We start from the raw sequence: 19,566 nt of genomic DNA, 5'->3' as shown, positions 1-19,566 counted from the left end.
ATGAGGCTGGGTCGGGACTTCATCGCGCGTCATGGCGAGACGGTGTTCAACGCCGCGCACCGGCTCCAGGGCGATCATCCGCATACACCGCTGACCCGCGCCGGATTCATGCAGGCCGAGGAAATGGGCCGCGCGCTGCGCGCTGCCCTCGGCGCGAAGCCGATCTTGACGATGTGGGCCTCGCCGACCGGCAGGGCGCTGCAGACGCTCGCGGTGATCGCCGAACATCTCGAGCTCGACTGGCACCAGGCGAAAACCGACGCTCGGCTGGTCGAGATCGGCATGGGCAGCTGGGGCGGGCGTTATTACGCCGATGTCATCGCAGAGGTCGGGCCGGTGTTCGATCCGGTCCACGCGATGCTCACGCCGGCACCGGATGGCGAGATTTATCCCGAGATCGCGGCGCGTGTCTCCTGCTGGCTCGACGACACGGATCAGGATCCCGGCGACCGGCTGGTGATCATGCATGGTATCTCCAGCCGCGTGCTGCGCGGCGTGATGACCGGGGCTGCCCCGATCCCGGCGATTGGTGCGCCTGCCGCGCCGGGCCTGACTCAAGGCTCGGTGGTGATGATCGAGCGCGGCGTCGAGACGGTCGTGCATGTCGGCACAGGTTATTCCCCGGCATGAAACGGGCGCTGCCCCTGCTGGTGCCGGCATCGTTGCTGGCGGCAGCGCCTGTGGCGGCGCGCGATTCGCTCGGCGTCTTCGATAGCTGGGGGGCGTTCAGCGATGCCTCGCCCCGCCGGTGCTTCGCTATCGCCGAACCGGTCAGGCCGGGCCGGGCCGCGGGCTGGCGGCCCTTTGCCAGCATCGCCACCTGGCCCGGCCAGGCGGCGCGCAACCAGCTCCACATCCGCCTCAGCCGGGAGCGTGACCCGCGCGCCCGTGTGACCCTGTCGGTCGGGGAGCGCCGCTTCGAGCTGGTCGCGGGCAATGCCGATGCCTGGGCGCCCGACACGCGCACCGACGCGGCGGTGGTCGCGGCGATCCGGTCGGGCCGGAGCATGAGCGTCGAGACATTGGGCAAGGGCGGTCAGCCCTTCGCCGACGTCTATCCCCTGCGCGGCGCGGCGACCGCGATCGACGCCGCGACGCTCGGCTGCGCGCGAAGATAGTCGGTCAGTCCCCCTGCCAGATAGTCGAAGGTCGTCTTGATCCTGGCAACGCCGCGCATGTCCTCGTGCATCACGACCCAGGTATCGAGATCGATGTTGAAGGTGTCCGGCAACAGGCGGACCAGCGCCGGGTCGCGTGCGGCCAGCGGAACCTGGCAGATGCCGATGCCGATCCCGGCCCTGATCGCGGCGACCTGGGCGAGGTCGCTGTCGGTGCGGAAGATGAAGTCGGCGAAGCTGATGGCATAGCGGGTCTGAAGGGCGCGCAGCACGGCATTGTCATGCTCCACGCCGATGATGCCGAGTGCCCGGACTTCCTCGAATGTCTTTGGTGTGCCGTGCGCCGCCAGATAATCCGCCCGGGCATGCAGGCCGAGCGGCACCGCGCCGATCCGCCGCGCGACCAGCGCGTTCTGGGTCGGCCGGACCATGCGAATCGCGATATCGGCCTCGCGCCGCAACATATCCTCGTTGCGATTGCTCGGGGAGAGTTCGATCACCAGCGCGGGGTGCAGGCGGCGCAGCGCCGCCAGCATCGGCGGCAGGACCTCAACCGCCACCACCTCGCTGGCGGAGACGCGCACCGTGCCGGCGATTTCCCGGGCGCCCGCCGATCCGGCGCGGACAAAGGCGTCGGCCGCCATCGCCATCGCCTCGGCATGGTCGCGCAGCGCGAGCGCCGCCTCGGTCGCGTTCAGTCCCCCCGACGAGCGGGTGAACAGGGGGGTGCCGAGCGTGGCCTCGAGCTCCTCGATCCGCCGCCGCACGGTCGGCTGCGCGACCGACAGCGCGCGCGCCGCTGCCGACAGGCTGCCCTCGCGCAGCACGGCGAGGAAGGCGCGTTGTCGTTCCCAGTCGATGCTCATCAAAAATGTATAGGCGGACTATACATGCCTGGCAATTTTAACTCAGGCCACATCGCCGCATAATCGCGCCATCAATCGATGGAGGCGACCCATGACGAACGGAAAAATTGCCCTGGTGCTCGGTGCGACTGGCGGAGTTGGCGGCGAAACGGCCCGCGCGCTGATCGCCCATGGATGGCAGGTCCGCGGCCTGACCCGCACACCCCGTAGCGATGATGGCCGCCCCGGTGACGGCATCGACTGGATCGTCGGCGACGCGCTCGATGGCGAGGCGGTCCTGCGCGCGGCGCAGGGTGCCTCGGCGATCGTCCACGCGGTCAACCCGCCCGGCTATCGCGACTGGGAAAAACTGGTGATGCCGATGCTCGACAACAGCATCGCTGCGGCGGAAAGCGTCGGGGCGCGGCTGGCGCTGCCGGGCACCATCTACAATTACGATCCCCGCTCGGTTCATGTCGCTGCCGAGAATGCGCCGCAGCGGCCCAATACGAAAAAAGGGGCATGGCGCGTCGAGATGGAACGCGCGATCGAGGCTGCGTGCGATCGCGGCATGCGCGCCCTGATCCTGCGCGCCGGCGATTTCTTCGGTCCCCGGCCGGGCAATAGCTGGCTGTCGCAGGGCATGATCACGCCGGGCAAGCCGGTGAAACGAATCATGTATCCCGGCGCGGCGGGCGTCGGCCATGCCTGGGCCTATCTTCCCGACGTCGCTGAGACCTTTGCGCGCCTGCTCGATCGCGATGCCGCCCTGCCCGCCTTCGCCCGTTATCATTTCCAGGGAATCTGGGACGCCGATGGCAGCGTCATGGCTGATGCGATCCGCACCGCCACGGGCAATCTCGGCATCAGGGTCGGCGGCTTTCCCTGGGTGCTGCTGCCGCTGATCGCGCCGTTCAACGCGACGATGCGGGAGATGATCGAGATGCGGCCTTTCTGGCAGAATCCCTTCGCGCTGGACAACCGCGCCCTGGTCGAAATACTGGGCGAGGAGCCGCATACGCCGCTGGTCTGGGCGATGGCGACGACGCTCGACGCCCTTGGTTGCGGGGGCACAGTAGAAAAAGGCGGGGAAATCGCCTATGTGCGGGGCCATGCTTGATACCCCGACGCATTCAATGCCCATTCCCGGGCACATCGATCCCGTGCCCGTTCCGCGTGCGCCGACGCTTCGCGAGGATGGCAAGGTCGATCTGATCGGCCTGCCCCGGGAAGCGATTCGTGCCGCGCTCGAAGAGGCGGGCATGGAACCGAAACAGGCCAAGCTGCGCGCCAAGCAGCTCTGGCACTGGATGTACAATCGCGGCGCGACCGATTTCACCGCGATGACCGACATCTCCAAGGCGCAGCATCCGTGGTTCGCCGAACGCTTCGTCATCGGCCGGCCCGACGTGGTCGAGGCGCAGGTCTCGACCGACGGCACGCGCAAATGGCTGCTGCGCTCGCCGGACGGGCAGGATTACGAGATGGTGTTCATCCCCGATGCCGATCGGGGGACCTTGTGCGTGTCGAGCCAGGTCGGCTGCACGCTCAATTGCCGCTTCTGCCACACCGGCACGATGCGTCTGGTGCGCAACCTGACCGCGGGCGAGATCGTCGGCCAGGTGATGCTCGCGCGCGACGGCCTTGGCGAATGGCCGAGCCAGCCCGAGGGCCGAATGCTCACCAACATCGTGATGATGGGCATGGGCGAGCCGCTCTATAATTTCGACGCGGTGCGCGATGCGCTCAAGCTGGTGATGGACGGCGACGGCCTTGCCTTGTCGAAGCGCCGTATCACGCTCTCGACCTCGGGCGTGGTGCCGATGATGGCGCGCGCCGGGGCGGAGATCGGGGTGAATCTCGCTGTCTCGCTCCATGCCGTCACCAAGGACGTCCGTGACGAGATCGTGCCGATCAACCGCAAATACGGCATTCCCGAACTGCTCCAGGCGTGCGCCGACTATCCGGGTGCCAACAATGCGCGGCGCATCACCTTCGAATATGTCATGCTGCGCGACAAGAACGACAGCGACGAGGACGCGCATGAACTGGTCAGGCTGATCCGGCATTACCGCCTGCCCGCCAAGGTGAACCTGATTCCGTTCAACCCCTGGCCCGGCGCGCCGTACGAATGCTCGACGCCGGAGCGGATCCGCAGCTTCTCCAGCATCATCTTCGAAGCCGGCATCTCGGCCCCGGTGCGTACGCCACGCGGGCGCGACATCGATGCGGCCTGCGGCCAGCTCAAGACCGCGTCGGAGAAGAAGAGCCGCGCCGAGCTCGATCGCCAGGCCGAGGAAAAGCTGGCGGCGCTTGGCTGATCTCGCCGGGCTGGCGCTGGCGGCCGGTGCCGGGCTGCTTGCCGGCGCGATGAATGCGCTTGCCGGGGGTGGCACCTTCGCCACGATGCCGACCCTGATCGCGCTTGGCCTGCCTAGCCCGGTCGCCAACGCGACCAGCAACGTCGCGCTCCAGCCCGGCCTGGGGGCCAGTGCCTGGGCCTATCGCAAGGATCTGGCGCCGCTGGCGGGATTCGGCATGCCGCTGCTCGCGTCGATCACCTTCGCGGGCGGTCTAGCCGGCAGCCTGTTGCTTGTCGCGACGCCGGCGCGGCTGTTCGATATCGTCATCCCCTGGCTGCTGCTGCTTGCGACGATCGTCCTTGCCTTCGGCCGGCGCGCGGCGGCGGCGCTGCACCGGCGCGTGGCGATCGGGCCGAGGACGCTGGTCGTCACGCAGATCCTGCTCGGCATTTATGGCGGCTATTTCGGCGGCGGCGTCGGGCTGATGATGACTGCGGCCTTCGGCCTGCTGGCGCATCAGGAACCGCACGAGATGGCCGGCGCGCGGACCCTGATGGTCGCCACCGCCAATGCGGCGGCGGCGCTGATCTTCATCCTTGCCGGCATGGTGCGCTGGGTCTTCTGTATGCCGATGCTGCTCGGCGCGATCGTCGGCGGCTATTTCGGGGCCCGGCTCGGCCGTGTCCTGCCGCCGCTCGTGATCCGCCTCTGGACCCTGCTGGTGACGGCCGGCACGACGGCGGTGTTCTTCTGGCGCGCCTATGGCTGAGCGCCCTGATTCACTATCGGGGCGGATCGTGGCAGCGAGGGGGCGGTCGGGGCCTCCTGGGGCCCTGCCGGCTCTTTCACATGACCGTATCGTGTCGGGCGATTCTTTCCGGTTGCAGCGGACAGATCGCCCCGTTTTTCCGCTGTTTCAGCCTGGTTTTCCGCTGTTATCGGATAACAGGGAAAAATTCGTTCAAGTGTTTGATAATACTTATGTAATTTGACCGAAAATTCCACCATAACAGCGGAAGAAAAAAAGATATCCCGATATCCGGCTCGTTGTTGGATGCCGTCATGATATGCAGGGTCATGAGTGAGGCAATCGCCGCCGTTCAGGATGCCGCGCCGACGCTGCCGCCGCCAGCGCGGGTGATCTATCGCCACCAGCTCGCGACTCGGCTGTGGCACTGGGTCAATGCCGTCACGATCTTCATCCTGCTCGGCAGCGGGCTGATGATCTTCAACGCGCACCCGCATCTCTATTGGGGCGTGTACGGCGCCAATTACGATCATGCCTGGCTCACCCTGCCGCAATGGCCGGGCTGGCTGACCATCCCGGCCAGCTACAATCTAGCGCTGGCGCGGCGCTGGCATCTGCTGTTCGCGCTGGTGCTCGGTTTCGGCCTGCTGTTCTTCATGATCGCGAGCCTTATCAACCGGCATTTCCAGCGTGACCTGCGTGTCGGCGTCGCCGAGCTGAAGCCGGAATCGCTGCTTCACGACCTGCGCGAGCATATCGCGCTGCGCTTCCACGATCGGGAGAATCCGGGCGCGTTCAACATCTTCCAGAAACTGTCCTATGTGCTGGTGATCTTCGTCCTGATCCCGTTGATGATCCTGACCGGCCTCACCATGTCGCCGGGCATGAACGCGGCATGGCCCTGGCTGCTCGACCTGTTCGGCGGGCGGCAATCGGCGCGGTCGATCCATTTCATCGTCGCGGCCGCGCTGACCGGCTTCGTCATCGTCCATCTCGCCCTCGTCATCATCGCGGGGGCCTGGAACGAGGTACGATCGATGGTCACCGGGCGCTGGACCGTGCCGGAGGACGCTGAATGAGCGGGCGGGCATGAACCGGATCCTCACCAGGCGCGCGCTGATCATGACCGGGGCGGTCGGCGGCGCCAGCCTGCTCGCCGGGTGCGACAAGGTGGCCAATGATCCGACCTTCCGGAAGATCCTGTTCTCGGGCGAGAAGATGAACCTGGGGCTTCAGCGCGCCTTGTCGAACCGCAATGCGCTCGCGCCCGAATTCCGCCCCGACCAGATGTCGCCTCGGTTCCGCACCAACGGCACGAACAATCCCAACACGCCTGACTATAATGCGATGCTGGCTGAACGCTTCGCGCATTGGCGGCTCCAGGTCGGCGGGCTTGTCGCCCGCCCGCTCAGTCTGTCGCTCGCGCAGATCAGGTCGATCCCGGCGCGGACCCAGATCACCCGGCACGATTGCGTCGAGGGGTGGAGCGCGATCGGCAAATGGCACGGGCCGATGCTCGGCACGATCCTGAAGGCGGCGGGGATCAGGCCCGACGCGCGCTATGTCGTGTTCACCTGCGCCGACCTGTTCCGTGGTCACAATTATTATGAATCGATCGACGTGATCGATGCGTTCCACCCCCAGACGATCCTCGCCTGGGCGATGAACGATGCGGTGCTCGGCGTCGGGCACGGTGCGCCACTCCGCCTGCGGGTCGAACGCCAGCTCGGCTACAAGCACGCCAAATATGTCATGCGAATCGACGCGGTCGCCTCGCTCGCGGGGATAGGCAAGGGCAAGGGCGGCTATTGGGAGGATAATGTAGATTACGATTGGTATGCCGGCATCTGATTGTTAGGTGGGCAGAATATGGCTCTGATCGATCGATTCCTCGCCGCCCGCGTCAAGCGGGGTCAACTCACAGTCCATCACGCCAACGGCACCGTCCGAATATTCGGCACGCCTGATCCCGATCCCGATTTTCCGAACGTCGTGATCCGTTTCACCGACAATGGCGCCGCGAACTTCATCGTCCGCAATCCAAGCCTGGGCGCGGGCGAGGCCTATATGCAGGGCCGGATGACGGTCGATGGCGAGGACGTCATGGGCCTTGTCCGGCTGATGACCGCGAACGACCTGTGGGAAGGCGGGGGCGGCGCTCTCCACCCCAGCCGGGCCAGGCGCGCGGTGGCGGCGATCACGCACCGGATCAACCGGGTCAACATGGCGCGCCGCTCGAAGAGGAATGTCGCGCATCATTACGACCTGAGCGACCGGCTCTACGATCTCTTCCTCGACGCCGACCGGCAATATAGCTGCGCCTATTTCACTGATCCGTCGAACAGCCTCGAACAGGCGCAGGACGACAAGAAGGCGCATATCGCCGCGAAGCTCGCGCTGAAGCCCGGCATGAAGGTGCTGGACATCGGCTGCGGCTGGGGTGGCATGGCGCTCTATCTGCACCGGAAGACCGGGGCCGAGGTACTCGGCGTCACGCTGTCGGAAGAGCAGTTGAAGGTCGCCCGCCGCCGTGCCGAGGAAGCGGGCGTCGCTGACAAGGTGAGGTTCGAACTGATCGACTATCGCCACGTCACCGGCACGTTCGACCGGATCGTCTCGGTCGGCATGTTCGAACATGTCGGTCCGGCGCATTACCGCACTTTCTTCAGGCAATGCCGCCACCTGCTCGCCGAGGACGGGGTGATGCTGCTCCACACCATCGGCCGCGCCGGCGCGCCCGGCGTCACCGACGACTGGACCGCGAAATATATCTTCCCGGGCGGCTACAACCCGGCGCTCTCGGAGATTGTCAGGGCGAACGAGGGACTCCGCTTCTTCCTCACCGATGTCGAGGTGCTGCGGCTGCACTATTCCTACACGCTTGATCATTGGTACGACCGCACCGTGGCCGCGCGCGCGGCGATTGTGGCGCTGTATGACGAGCCCTTCTACCGGATGTGGCAATTCTATCTGGCCGGCGCGTCCTGTGCTTTCCGCTATGGCGGCATGGTCAACTACCAGCTTCAATATGCCAAGAACCGCCATACCCTGCCGATCACCCGCGACTATATGATCGAGGGGGAACGGGTGCTTCGGACGTCCTGAGTCGCCGCCGCCGGATCGCGCCGCCGCCGGGCTGGCGCGGCGCCGCGCCGCCGCCTATCCGGGCCCGTGACCTCGACCTCGCTCACCCGCCGCGCGATCTTCGCCCAGGCCTGGCCGATCATGCTCGGCCAGACGACGGTGCCGCTGGTCGGGCTGGTCGATACCGCGGTGATCGGGCGGACCGGGGATGCCGCGGCGCTTGCCGGGGTCGCGCTCGGCACCGTCGTGATCAACATGATCTTCTGGACCTTCGGGTTCCTGCGCATGGGCATGACCGGGATGACCGCCCAGGCCGAAGGGGCGGGCGACGCGCGCGAGGTCGAGGCGATGCTGCTGCGCGGTGTCGTGGCCGGGGTTGGGCTGGGCGTCGTGCTCTTCGCGCTGCAGATCGTGCTGATTCCGCTCGCACTGGAGACGATGGCGGGCGGGGGCGCGCTCGACGACGCGGCGCGCGGCTATGTCAGTGCGCGCTTCCTTGGGGCGCCGGCCAGTCTCGCGATCTTCGCGATCAACGGATGGCTGTTCGGCCGGGGGCGCACGCGCGCGGCGCTGGCGCTGCAGATCGTCATGAACCTCGTCAACATCGCGCTGAACCTGCTGTTCGTCTGGCATTTCCACATGGGCGCGCGGGGCGTCGGCCTTGGCACCGCCTGTGCCGAATGGATCTCGCTCGCGGTCGGGCTGGCGATAGTCGGGCGCGGCGTCGACTGGCGTCGTATCCTCTCGCCGGCGTTGTTCGGCGGCGGTGCGCTCAGGCGGCTGTTCGCGGTCAACGTCGACATCATGGTCCGCACGATCGCGCTCCTGTCGCTGTTCCTCTGGTTCACCAATGCCGGCGCCCGCCTCGGCGCGACGGCGCTCGCCGCCAATTACGTGCTGATGCAGTTCGTCAGCGTCTCCGCCTTCGTGCTCGACGGCTTCGCCTTCACGGCCGAATCACGTGTCGGCCAAGCCATCGGCGCGGGGTCGCGGCCTGCGATGGTCAGGGCGATCCGGCTGACGGGAGAGTTCTCGCTGCTGGCCGGGATCGGTTTCGCGCTGTTGTTCTTCGCGCTCGGCCCGGCGCTGATCGCGTTCTTCGCGAGCAACCCCGCCGTGCGCGCGCAGGCAGGGGCGATGCTGCCCTTCGCCGCGATCATTCCGGCGATCGGCGTGCCCGCCTGGCTGCTCGACGGCATCTTCATCGGCGCGACGCGGGGCAAGGCGCTGCGCAACGCCGCGATTCTGGCGACCGCGCTCTACATCGCGACCGACCTGCTGTTCCGGCCCTTCGGGGAGAGCGGCATCTGGTGGGCGTTCATGGCGAGCTATCTCTATCGCGCGGTGTCGCTTGGGGCCTATCTGCCCGGGCTGCTCCGGACCATCGAGGTTGCGGAACCCGCCAACGGACCCTAGAGCGCGGGCCGATTCCCCCGTACCTTCTCGGAGCCTGCTTCATGACCGACAAGATCAACCGCGTCGTCCTCGCCTATTCGGGCGGACTCGACACCAGCGTGATCCTGAAGTGGCTCCAGCAGACCTATCAGTGCGAGGTGGTGACCTTCACCGCAGATCTCGGCCAGGGCGAGGAGCTTGAGCCGGCGCGGCGCAAGGCGGAAGCCGCCGGCGTGAAGCCCGAGCATATCTTCATCGACGACCTGCGCGAGGAGTTCGTCGGCAACTACGTCTTCCCGATGATGCGCGCCAATGCGCTTTATGAGGGCCTGTACCTGCTCGGCACCTCGATCGCCCGGCCGCTGATCGCCAAGCGCCAGATCGAGATCGCGAAGCTGGTGAATGCCGATGCGGTCAGCCATGGCGCGACCGGCAAGGGCAACGACCAGGTCCGCTTCGAGCTCGGCTATTACGCGCTCGCGCCCGATATCAAGGTGATCGCGCCATGGCGCGAATGGGATCTGACCAGCCGCACCCGCCTGATCGAGTTCGCCGAACAGCACCAGATCCAGGTGGCGAAGGACAAGCGCGGCGAAGCGCCCTTCTCGACCGACGCGAACATCCTGCACACCTCGTCGGAAGGAAAGGTGCTCGAGGATCCGTGGGAAGAAGTGCCCGACTATGTCTATTCGCGCACCGTCAATCCCGAGGACGCGCCCGACCAGCCCGAGTTCATCACGATCGATTTCGAGCGCGGCGACGGCGTCGCGGTCAATGGCGAGGCGATGAGCCCGGCGACGCTGCTGGCGAAGCTCAACGATCTCGGCCGCAAGCACGGCATCGGCCGGCTCGACCTGGTCGAGAACCGCTTCGTCGGCATGAAGTCCCGTGGCATGTACGAGACGCCGGGCGGCACCATCTACTATCTCGCGCATCGCGGCATTGAGCAGCTCACGCTCGATCGCGGCGCGGCGCACCTCAAGGACGAGCTGGCGCCGCGCTATGCCGAGCTGGTCTATAACGGCTTCTGGTTCTCGCCCGAGCGCGAGATGCTCCAGGCGGCGATCGACCATAGCCAGGAGAAGGTGGCGGGCACCGTCCGACTGAAGCTCTACAAGGGGGGCGTCTATGTGGTCGGCCGCAAGTCGCCCAATACGCTCTATTCGGAGAAGGTCGTGACCTTCGAGGACGATCAGGGCGCCTATGACCAGCGCGACGCGGCTGGCTTCATCAAGCTCAACGCCCTTCGCCTGCGCCTGCTCGGGCGCCGCGACCGCGATTGAGGCCGGCTGCGGGTAGTAACTGCCGTTACGAACCCGTTCCTGCCCTAACCCGGCCTTAACCCGGCTCCGCTACGCCCCTGTCATGGGGACGGCGATCGAACGGCGGCTGGTCTATGGCGACGCGCTGGTGGCAATGCTGCTGGCAGTGCTGCTTGCTGCCGCCTGGGCGTTTCGCGACTGGCACCAGCTTTCGGCGCTCCGCCTGCCCGATACCGATGATGTCATGCGGCTCCAGCAGATTCGCGACTGGCTGGCGGGGCAGCGATTCAACGATCTTTCGCAGCATCGGCTGGGCGAGGCGCCCGGCCTGGCGATGCACTGGTCGCGGCTGCCCGATCTGGTGCCGGCGGCGATCATCGCGCTGCTGACCCCGCTGGTTGGAACTCACCAGGCGGAACTGGTCGCCGTCATCACCTGGCCGACGGCGCTGTTTGCCGCGGCGCTGTTCCTGGTCGGACGCATCGCCCGATCGATCGGTGGGCCGGGCGTCGCGCGCACTGCCATCGTCGTCGCGGCTATCGCCTATCCGGCGACGACCATCTTCCTGCCCGGGCGAATCGACCATCACGGCCTTCAGATCGTGCTGTTGCTGCTCGTGGCGCGCACCCTCACCAGCCCGCCGACGCTCGGCCATGGCCTTACCGCCGGCCTGGCCGCCGCGGCGAGCGTGGTGATCGGCATGGAGACGACCCCCCTGCTGGCAGCGGCCGGCCTCGCCATGGCGCGCGAATGGCTGTTCGCGAAGCACGCCGCCGACGATCGGATGATGGGCTTCGGCATCGCGCTCGCCGCCGGGTTGCTCGGCGCGTCGATCATCTTCAAGACAAGCCAATGGGGCTATCCGGGTTGCGACGGCTTCACCGCGACAGCCTGGCGCGGCACGGTCATCGCTGCCTTCGGGCCGATGATGATGGCGCTGGCGGCGCGCGACTTCACCAGGCCGGCGATGCGCCTGATGCTCGCGATACTGGTCGCGGGCGTGATTGGCGGCGGGGTCATCGCGGTCGCCCCGCAATGCCTGGAGCCCTATGCCATGGTCGATCCGATGCTGGCGCGGCTGTGGTTGGGCAAGGTCGGAGAAGCGCAGCCGCTGTTCACGGCGCCGGTCGGCGTGGCGATCGGCTATGCCGGGGTGATGGTCGCCGGCATCCTCGCGACGGCCTGGCGGTTATATGTGACGCGCGACTATCGCTGGGTCGCGCTGCTCATCGTCCAAGTCGCGGCGCTCGGCCTGACCTGCTTCCAGCTGCGCGGCGCCTATGCCGGGGCGATCCTCGCCGCGCCGGCGCTTGCGGCGGTGATCGCCGCTGCCCGCCGCCGGGGCAGCCTGTGGCTCACCGGTGCCTGGATCGCGTCGGCAGGCATGCTCTATCCACTCGCTGCCGATGCGCTGACCCCGCGCCAGACGGTGCGCACCAGCGATCCCGCGGAAGGGAGCTGCACCTCGCCCGAGGCGCTTGCGGCGCTTGCCGCGCTGCCGCCGGGGAGGTTGCTCGCCCCCCTCGATCTCGGCGCCTTTGCGCTGGCGGCGACCCGGCTCGACGTGGTCGGCGCGCCCTATCACCGTAACAATGCAGGCAACCTCGCCGTCTATCGCTTCTTTCTCGGCACGCCGGAGGATTCGGCGACGATCGCGCGGGACTGGAAGGTCGGTTACGTCGCGCTCTGCCAGGACAGCTTCACTGAACTGGGCGACAATGCGGCCGGCGATATCCAGCTCGTGAACCAGCTCCATCGCGGCCAGGTACCGGCCTGGCTCAGTCCCGTGGCGGCTGCTCCTGCCGGGCTCGCCTTGTATCGCGTCGAACCCGGCTTGTTTACGCAGGCCCCATCGCGGTAAAGCCCTCCCATGCCGGGGGATATCGAAAAACTGCATTGGTGGCAGACGCGCTGGTTCGTGGCGCTGGCCGCGTTCGTCGCGATCATTCCGCTGCTTCGTCCGGAAATCCCGCCACTGGTCGACCTGCCGGGGCATCTCGGGCGCTACCGGGTTCAGCTCGACATCGGCAATGCGCCGTGGCTCGCCGAATGGTATAATTTCAGCTGGCAGCTGATCGGCAATCTCGGGATCGACATCCTCGTCATCCCGCTCGCCAAGATTTTCGGGCTCGAGCTCGCGGTGAAGCTGATCGTCATGACCATACCGGCGATGACGGTGACGGGCCTGTTGTGGATCGCGCGCGAGGTGCACGGCCGGATTCCAGCGACCGCGCTGTTCGCCCTGCCGATCGCCTATAGCTATCCCTTTCATTTCGGCTTCATCAACTTCGCGCTGTCGATGGCGATCGCCTTCAACGCCTTCGCCCTGTGGCTGCGGCTCGCGCGGCTGGGCAGGTTCAGGCTGCGCGCGATCGTGTTCGTGCCGCTCTCCTGTGCGCTCTGGCTCTGCCATACCTTCGGCTGGGGCGTGCTCGGCGTGCTCGCTTTCTCGGCCGAGATGGTCCGCCAGCACGATGCCGGCCATCGCTGGTTCAACGCCTGGGTGCGCGCCGGGCTGGGCTGCGTGCCGCTCGCCTTGCCGATGGTGCTGATGGTGATGTGGCGCAGCGGCCATCATGTCGGCGGAGAGACCGGCGACTGGTTCAACTGGCGCGCCAAGGCCATGTGGCTGACCATGGTCCTGAAGGATCGCTGGCAGCTCTTCGATATCGCCTCGGCGGCAATATTGTACCTGATCCTGTTCAGGGGCTTTCGCGATCCGACGATCGAATATTCGCGCAACCTGGGCCTGTCGGCGCTGTTCCTGCTTGCCGTGTTCATCCTGCTGCCGCGGATCGTGTTCGGATCCGCCTATGCCGACATGCGGCTCGCGCCGTTCGTGATCGGCATCGCCCTGATCGCGCTGCGGCCGCGTCCGGGCGTTCCGATCCGGCACGCGGCGGTGGTAGCCGTGCTTGGCCTCGCCTTCTTCCTCGTCAGGATCGGTGCCACGACGGTGAGTTTCTGGATGTACGACCAGTCCTACGAGCGTGAGCTGAAGGCGCTCGATCACGTCCCGGTCGGCGCCAAGGTCGTCAGCTTCGTCGGCGCTGAATGCCGGCCGTCCTGGTTCATGACCCGGCTCGAGCATCTGCCGGCGATCGGGCTGGTGCGCAGGCTCGCCTATACCAACGATCAATGGTCGATGGCGGGCGCGCAGTTGCTGACGACGCGCTATGCGCCCGCGCGGCGCTTCGCGCACGACGCATCGCAGATCGTTACCGAGCAATATTGCCGTGGCGAATGGTGGCGCACCATTTCGCTCTCGCTGGCGCGCTTCCCGCGCGATGCGTTCGATTATGTGTGGCTGATCAAGCCGCCGCCCTATGATCCGAAATACAATGCCGGGCTGGTGGAGATCTGGCGCGACGGTTCAAGCGCGCTGTTCCGCGTCGACCACAATGTCACGCCCCCGACCGTGCCGTTGTTCCCGGAAGAGATCAGGGCGATCGAGTTTCGGGCGCGGCGCCTCAGGGCGCTCGGTCTCGACGAAACGGGGTCGTCTCTCCCAGCCACTCCCGATCCGACGTCACCGCCTGCCGCTCCTGCTCAAGGAACTGGGCGACCGCCCTCCTGAAGCCGGGGTCTGGGATGTAATGCGCCGACCAGGTCGGCTCCGGCACATAGCCGCGCGCCAGCTTGTGCTCGCCCTGCGCGCCGGCCTCGACCGTCCTGAGCCCGCGCGCGATCGCTGCGTCGATCGCCTGATAATAGCAGAGCTCGAAATGGAGGAAGGGCACTTCCTCGGTGCAACCCCAATAGCGCCCGTAAAGCGTATCGGCACCGATCAGGTTGAGCGCGCCGGCGATCGGCCGGCCATCCCGCTCCGCCAGGATCAGCAGGACCTTGTCCGCCATGCGCTCGCCCAGCAGCGAGAAGAAGGCGCGCGTCAGGTAGGGGCGGCCCCATTTGCGCGCGCCGGTGTCCTGGTAGAAAATCCAGAAGGCATCCCAATCGGCCTCGGTGATCTCCTTGCCGGTCGCGTGGCGGATGGTCAGCCCCTCGATCGCGCCGGCCCGCTCCTTGCGGATCGCCTTGCGCTTGCGGCTGGCCAGGTCGCCGAGGAAATCGTCGAACGCGGCATAGCCCTGATTGTGCCAGTGGAACTGGTTGCCGGCGCGAATCAGCCAGCCGGCCGCCTCGAACAGCGGCAACTGGTCGGGCGCGACGAAGGTGGCGTGGGCGGAAGAGAGATTGTGCCGGTCGGCGACCGCCTCGATCGAGGCGATAAGGGCGGGCGCCAGGCTGTCGTCGCGTAGCAACAGGCGCGGGCCCGGTGCGGGGGTGAACGGCACGGCGAGCTGGAGCTTGGGATAATAGCGTCCGCCGGCCTGTTCCCAGGCGTCGGCCCAGCCATGATCGAAGACATATTCACCCTGGCTGTGGCTCTTCCCATAGGCGGGGGCGATCGCGGCGGGGCGACCATCGGCGCCATCGATGACGATCGGGATCGGCTGCCACCCCGTTTCAGCCACGGCGCTTTTCGAATCTTCGAGAAGAGCGAGGAAATCATGCGTGACGAAGGGATTGCTCGTGCCCGAGCACGCATTCCAGTCCTCCGCCCTGATCGACGAGACGCCGTTGGCGATTCGGGCGGTAACGGCGGCGTTGCTCACACCGCCTAACTAGGCGTGGACTCTCCGCTTTCCAACCGCGGTGCGATCATTCCGCACGCGAGCAGCAGCAGGAACGGGGTGACGAACTCGCGGTGGCGCTCGCCGAACTCGAACCACACCCCGAACAGCAGCAATTGCACGCCGCATGCGGCAATCAGCAGCAGCAATGTTCCGGTGCCGGGCACGCGGCGCACGCGCACCGCAACCGCGGACGCGCCAAGCAATGCGACATGGGTAAGATGGGACATGGGCAGCAGCGCCGCCGCGAACGCCGCGGGCAGGGGCGGCTGCATCGCCACCAGCCGGGTGATGCCAAACGATGCCACGCCGCAGGCACGAAGGAACTTGGTGATGGTGAGCCTGACAAAGGCGCCCGGATTGGCCTTGATCCATTCCATCGCGATCGCGCCGATGCGCTTGCCATAGACGATTTCGGGAAGGCCACGCAGATGTTCGGGCGGTGGCATCCAGTTGCCGGTGGCGTCGGGATTATTGCCGATCCACAGGCTCGCGCCGCCCGCGCTGGTCAGCGGCACGAACACGCCGAAGATCAGCCAGTTGCGAATCCACCAGGGCAGCATCACCAGCAGCGCCACGCACAGCGCGCGCAGGCCGGCGGCCATCGTCGACAGCGCGCTTGCCCGACCGATCAGGCACAATCCGAACAGCGCGGCGAGCGGCGCCAGGCCCGGCTGGGTCAGGGCGAGCAAGGCCGCCGGCACGCCGATCTTGATCGCGTCGCGCCAGCCCCTGTGGTCGCGGTTCAGCCAGGCCAGCGCCAGGGCCAGGATCAGGAAGGCGCACAGTCCTTCCTTCTGCGCGAGCGGGGCCGAGAACAGGACGGAAGGCCAGACGAGATAGAGCCACGCGGCAGCGCGTCCGGCGCCTTCATTTCCTAGGCGACGGCCCAGCCGGAGGATCAGCGACGCAGCACCGAGATCGATCGCGGTGCCGAGAAACAGGACTGAGAGGGTGGAGAAACCGATGATCGCGCCCCACCCCGCCAGCAGGAAGGAATAGAAAGGCGGGAAGAGGGCGCGCCAATACCCACCGAAAAACGGTTCGTAGATTCCGTATTCGTCCCTGATCAGCAGGCCCTTGGCGAGCAGGAGATAGGCATTCGGGTCGCCGTTCGATCCTCGATGGACCGAGAGCAGGGCGAAGGCGAGGCGAAGTGCGATGGCGACCCCCGCAAGCATCGCGAGCCGCCGGCGCGATGGCTCGGCACGCAACAGGGGCAGCCCGAGACTGGCCACCGCGACCCACAGCAGGAGGATTCCGATCGCGGCGAACGACAGACCCCATTGGCCCAGTAGCCCGGGAAGGGACGCAAGGCCGTAGAGACAGAGAACCGCGAGAACCGCCTGGACGCCGATACCGGCGAACCTGCCGGGCGCCCGGGTCATTCGCCGAATGCGGTCGCGCGGTAGAGCAGGGTGATGGCGACCCGCCGGTTGCGCGGATCGGTCGGGTTGTTCTGGATCATCGGCTCGCGATCGGCGACGCCCTCGATCCGGTTGAAACGGGCTTCCGGAATACCGCCGGTGGCCAGGCGCCGCCGCGTCGCCTCGGCCCGGCCGCTGGACAGCATCCAGTTGTTCATCGCCAGCGGATCGCCATAACCCAGGCTGTCGGTATGGCCGCGGATCATGATCGGGTTGGTCATGCCCTTGATCGTTTCGGCGATCAGCCCGATCAGCTTCGACGCCTCGGGGTCGAGCATGGTCGTACCCAGGCCGAACATCGAATAATCAGCGTCGTCGATCAGGTCGACGCGCAGCCCGTTCTGGGTGCGGACGAAGCGCACATGCGATCCCAGCTTCGACAGTTTCGGGCTCGACGACATCGCGAAGGCGACCTGGCGTCGTATCAGCTCGAAATTCTTGCGATCCTCGGCGTTGAGCACCGCCTTGTCCTTCAGTGTGCCTTTCTGCCCGGTGCCGACCTGGTCGCCCCCGCTCGCTTCGACTGGAATGGTCATCGACCGGGTACCGGTCTGCGAGGCCTTGTGCGGGTAATTATCCTTGTCGGTGATCGAGGAGCCGCCGAACATGCCGTTGGAGCCGGCGCTGTTCTGCTTCATCTGGACCAGAGTCGGCGCGAAATAATCGGCCAGCGCCTTGCGCTGCTTCTCGTTGGTCGCCCCGAGCAGCCACATCAGCAGGAAGAAGGCCATCATCGCCGTCACGAAATCGGCATAGGCCACCTTCCAGGCGCCGCCATGATGCCCGCCATGCCCTTCGACATAGATCTTCTTGTAGATGATCTTCGGCGGCTGGTTGCTGCCATGGGGAGCACGCGCTGCCATCCTTTATCGCCCGCGCAGGCCGTCGAACACTTCGGCGAAACCGGGCTGGTTCGAATGCGCGATGCCTGAGCGCGCGGCCTCGATGACGAGTGGCTGCGGATGGCCGTGGAGCGACGCGATGATGATCTGCTTCACGACATGATAGATGGCGGCATCGGCATCGATGACCTGCTTCAGCCGGCTGGCGAGCGGGCTGACGATGCCATAGGCAAGCAGCACGCCCATGAAGGTGCCGACCAGCGCCGAACCGATCATCGCGCCCAGGATGGCGGGCGGCTTGTCGATCGAGCCCATGGTCTTCACCACGCCGAGCACGGCGGCGACGATGCCGAGCGCGGGTAGTGCATCGGCCAGGCTCGACAGCGTGGTATGCGGCCCTTCCACCTCGTGATGGTGGGTCTTGATCATGTTGTCCATGACGTCCTCGACCGCATGCACGTCGAGCGTGCCCGACGAGACGACGACGAGACGCAGCGTATCGGCGATCAGGTTGATCAGCGTATGATCGGCGAGCAGGCGCGGATATTCAGCGAACAGCGCGGAGGATTTCGGATCCTCGACATGCGGCTCGAGCGCGATCGGCCCCTCGGTGCGGAGCATCTTCATTAGCTTGGACACGAGGAAGATCGTGTCGAGATAATCCTGCTTCTTGTATTTCGGGCCCTTGAAGATCTTGGCGAAGCTGCCGCCCAGCGCCTTCAGTTCCTTGCCCGAATTGCCGATGATCAGCGCGCCTGCTGCGGCGCCGCCGATGATCAGCATCTCGTGCGGAATCGCTTCCATCACCGGGCCGAGCGCACCGCCGGTGATCGCGAAGCCGCCAAAGATCATGACGAGCAGGACGACGAGGCCGATCACCGGAAACATGAACTTCGCATTCCCCTTCTTGGTCGCCGCCGTCTCAAGGAACGGTCGCGATCATCCCCGGTTAACCGGATTTCGTAGCCAACCGGTTACCAAGCGGCCCCGGTTCAACGCAGATAGTCGAACAACGAAAGCTGGCTCAGCTTGGTGAAGCTCGCCTGGGTCGCCGACAGGATCGTCATGGTCTTCTGCAATTCGGTGAGCGTCTCGGTAATGTTGGTGTCCTCGATCGCGCCGCGCGCGGTCTCGCGATTGGCCGCCGTGTCAGTCAGCTGGTCGGAAACCAGGTCGAGCCGGGCGGCGCGGGCGCCGACCGAGCCGCGCACGCTGCCGATCTGGGTCAGCGCGCTGTTGATGCCGTTCGTCGCTTCGCCGGCCGCGTCCTTGACGCTGCCGCCAGCATCGAGCGCGGCGGCGAATTTAGAAAGGATCGCGAAGACGTCGCTCGTTCCGCTCGCGGTCGGGATCCCGCCGAACACGCGCGCGGCCGTATCGGAGGCGGCAATCGACTGATCGTCGCCGATCGGGATCGGCGGCGGGGTGCCGGTGCCGGTGAAACTGACCGAGCCATCGGCGTTGACGGTGACCGCGCTGTCGCCGGTGGCGGCACCGAACAACGGCTGGCCGCGCGCGTCGGTCGTGTTGGCCAAGCTGACCAGGTTGCTCAGCACGCCTTTCAGCTGAGTCGCGATCGTCGCGCGATTCGCGTCGGTCAGCGTGCCGTTATTCGCCTGCAGCACCAGTTCGGCTGCCTGCTGCAGGCCGGTCTGGACCGAGGTCAGCGTGGTGTCGGATTGCTGGAGCAGCGACTGGGCGAGCGAGACATTGGCCTTGGTCGCCGTATCGTCGGCCTTGCCCTGCTTGAGCGTGGCGAGGCGCTGATACGCGACGACGTCGTCCGACGGCGCCTGCAGGCGCGTTTCGGACGAGACCTGGATCTGCAGCTTGTCGGCCTTCTGGCTGAGCTTCTGCATGAGGCTCGATGACCGGTCGTAAAGCTGGGAGGTGCTGATCTGCATGATG

The 19,566-nt window shown here is 66.4% G+C and carries 18 protein-coding genes; 12 read left to right on the top strand and 6 right to left on the bottom strand.

The genetic code is table 11. The features are described from left to right. Window positions 1-630 (top strand): histidine phosphatase family protein, encoded by a 630-nt coding sequence (locus P0Y59_18405; GenBank protein ID WEJ98896.1) that lies wholly within the window; start codon window positions 1-3, stop codon window positions 628-630. Continuing rightward, entirely contained in the window at window positions 627-1,118 is a 492-nt protein-coding gene (locus P0Y59_18400; protein ID WEJ98895.1) for a hypothetical protein, read from the top strand. The genes P0Y59_18405 and P0Y59_18400 overlap by 4 nt, the downstream gene beginning before the upstream one ends. Here the strand turns inward: P0Y59_18400 and P0Y59_18395 are convergent. Then, the gene (locus tag P0Y59_18395; GenBank protein WEJ98894.1) at window positions 1,055-1,984 is read right to left on the bottom strand and encodes a LysR family transcriptional regulator; all 930 of its coding nucleotides are present in this window, start codon (window positions 1,982-1,984) and stop codon (window positions 1,055-1,057) included. The genes P0Y59_18400 and P0Y59_18395 overlap by 64 nt on opposite strands. Before the next feature lie 91 nt (window positions 1,985-2,075). On the opposite strand from P0Y59_18395, the gene P0Y59_18390 reads away from it, so the two are divergent. The 10 genes from P0Y59_18390 (at window position 2,076) to P0Y59_18345 (ending at window position 14,332) form a co-directional block, all read left to right on the top strand. Further along, window positions 2,076-3,083, top strand: coding sequence for an NAD(P)H-binding protein (locus P0Y59_18390; protein ID WEJ98893.1), 1,008 nt, complete (start codon window positions 2,076-2,078; stop codon window positions 3,081-3,083). Beyond that, window positions 3,076-4,284, top strand: a complete 1,209-nt coding sequence (gene rlmN, locus P0Y59_18385; protein WEJ98892.1) for a 23S rRNA (adenine(2503)-C(2))-methyltransferase RlmN — start codon at window positions 3,076-3,078, stop codon at window positions 4,282-4,284. The genes P0Y59_18390 and rlmN overlap by 8 nt, the downstream gene beginning before the upstream one ends. Continuing rightward, the gene (locus tag P0Y59_18380; GenBank protein ID WEJ98891.1) at window positions 4,277-5,035 is read left to right on the top strand and encodes a sulfite exporter TauE/SafE family protein; all 759 of its coding nucleotides are present in this window, start codon (window positions 4,277-4,279) and stop codon (window positions 5,033-5,035) included. Before rlmN ends, P0Y59_18380 begins: the two co-directional genes overlap by 8 nt. A gap of 308 nt (window positions 5,036-5,343) precedes the next feature. Then, on the top strand, window positions 5,344-6,093 hold the full coding sequence (locus P0Y59_18375; GenBank protein ID WEJ98890.1) for a cytochrome b/b6 domain-containing protein: 750 nt from the start codon (window positions 5,344-5,346) through the stop codon (window positions 6,091-6,093). 10 nt (window positions 6,094-6,103) lie between these two features. Beyond that, a complete protein-coding gene (locus tag P0Y59_18370; GenBank protein WEJ98889.1) occupies window positions 6,104-6,865 on the top strand; it encodes a molybdopterin-dependent oxidoreductase in 762 nt (253 codons plus the stop codon). Window positions 6,866-6,883: 18 nt separating this feature from the next. Then, window positions 6,884-8,119 carry a cyclopropane-fatty-acyl-phospholipid synthase gene (locus P0Y59_18365; protein ID WEJ98888.1) on the top strand — a complete coding sequence of 412 codons (1,236 nt, stop codon included), beginning with the start codon at window positions 6,884-6,886 and terminating at the stop codon, window positions 8,117-8,119. 66 nt (window positions 8,120-8,185) lie between these two features. After that, window positions 8,186-9,514: an MATE family efflux transporter gene (locus tag P0Y59_18360; GenBank protein WEJ98887.1), complete on the top strand. Its 1,329-nt coding sequence runs from the start codon at window positions 8,186-8,188 to the stop codon at window positions 9,512-9,514. 41 nt (window positions 9,515-9,555) lie between these two features. Continuing rightward, a complete protein-coding gene (locus P0Y59_18355) occupies window positions 9,556-10,776 on the top strand; it encodes an argininosuccinate synthase (protein ID WEJ98886.1) in 1,221 nt (406 codons plus the stop codon). An 82-nt stretch (window positions 10,777-10,858) separates the two neighbouring features. Beyond that, entirely contained in the window at window positions 10,859-12,616 is a 1,758-nt protein-coding gene (locus P0Y59_18350) for a hypothetical protein (protein ID WEJ98885.1), read from the top strand. Window positions 12,617-12,625: 9 nt separating this feature from the next. Further along, entirely contained in the window at window positions 12,626-14,332 is a 1,707-nt protein-coding gene (locus P0Y59_18345) for a hypothetical protein (protein WEJ98884.1), read from the top strand. Here the strand turns inward: P0Y59_18345 and P0Y59_18340 are convergent. From P0Y59_18340 to flgL, 5 genes are all read right to left on the bottom strand, one after another. After that, the gene (locus P0Y59_18340) at window positions 14,226-15,371 is read right to left on the bottom strand and encodes a GNAT family N-acetyltransferase (protein WEJ98883.1); all 1,146 of its coding nucleotides are present in this window, start codon (window positions 15,369-15,371) and stop codon (window positions 14,226-14,228) included. The two genes, P0Y59_18345 and P0Y59_18340, sit on opposite strands and share 107 nt — an antisense overlap. A 5-nt stretch (window positions 15,372-15,376) precedes the next feature. Next, entirely contained in the window at window positions 15,377-16,777 is a 1,401-nt protein-coding gene (locus P0Y59_18335) for a glycosyltransferase family 39 protein (GenBank protein ID WEJ98882.1), read from the bottom strand. Further along, entirely contained in the window at window positions 16,774-17,679 is a 906-nt protein-coding gene (locus P0Y59_18330) for a flagellar motor protein MotB (protein ID WEJ98881.1), read from the bottom strand. Before P0Y59_18330 ends, P0Y59_18335 begins: the two co-directional genes overlap by 4 nt. 3 nt (window positions 17,680-17,682) lie before the next feature. After that, window positions 17,683-18,546, bottom strand: coding sequence for a flagellar motor stator protein MotA (motA, locus tag P0Y59_18325; GenBank protein WEJ98880.1), 864 nt, complete (start codon window positions 18,544-18,546; stop codon window positions 17,683-17,685). Window positions 18,547-18,650: 104 nt separating this feature from the next. Next, window positions 18,651-19,562 (bottom strand): flagellar hook-associated protein FlgL, encoded by a 912-nt coding sequence (gene flgL / locus P0Y59_18320; GenBank protein ID WEJ98879.1) that lies wholly within the window; start codon window positions 19,560-19,562, stop codon window positions 18,651-18,653. Between the last annotated feature and the right edge of the window lie 4 nt (window positions 19,563-19,566).

The organism is Candidatus Sphingomonas phytovorans (genome assembly GCA_029202385.1).
Taxonomy (GTDB): Bacteria; Pseudomonadota; Alphaproteobacteria; order Sphingomonadales; family Sphingomonadaceae; genus Sphingomonas; species Sphingomonas phytovorans.
The sequence above is the reverse complement of the archived record's forward strand: the minus strand, read 5'-3'. Positions and strand labels throughout refer to the sequence as shown.